Source organism: Psychroflexus maritimus (genome assembly GCF_011089875.1).
Taxonomy (GTDB): domain Bacteria; phylum Bacteroidota; class Bacteroidia; order Flavobacteriales; family Flavobacteriaceae; genus Psychroflexus; species Psychroflexus maritimus.
This window is the reverse complement of the sequence record NZ_JAANAS010000082.1, coordinates 1-479: the sequence shown is the minus strand read 5'-3', so window position 1 is coordinate 479 and position 479 is coordinate 1. Positions and strand designations below refer to the sequence as shown.

Annotated in this window: 1 protein-coding gene; it reads right to left on the bottom strand. The window is 39.7% G+C overall.

Annotated elements, in window-relative coordinates:
• Nucleotides 1-479, bottom strand: a 479-nt coding sequence (locus G7034_RS09815) for a hypothetical protein (RefSeq protein WP_166400789.1), incomplete at both ends; no start/stop codon positions are given.

Sequence of the window (479 nt, the reverse complement as noted above, 5' to 3'; positions counted from 1 at the left end):
TTTGGATTGATTTCCTCATCTTTCTGCGTTAAATCGAATTCGCCTATTTCGTTGTCGGCTTGTTGAGCGTCACTTGGTGAAGCACAAATCACTTCATTACTCGCTGTTAAATTAATCTCAGGTCGGTCATCAATGAACAACTGGAATCGATTATCTTCAGCGGAATTAAATGCCGTAATACAAGCATTTTCTCCTTCCAATCGGATATAGATGAACTCACCATCAATTCCGTTGTAATTTACGGGAAAAGCAATAGCGTTGGTGCCATTTTCGGCATTTTCTTGGCTTTGATGATAAGTCAAAGTAACATTTTCTTGATTGCCGATAATTAAACTTGAATTCTGAGTTAAATCAAATACCGCAATATTCGGATTATCACTACACGCCCGTAAGTCGTCAAAATCTTGTACCTGCGGACTCGGCTCAACGATGAGTTCCAATTCCCGAACCACAAAACAATCGGTTTGTGTTTGGTTGGA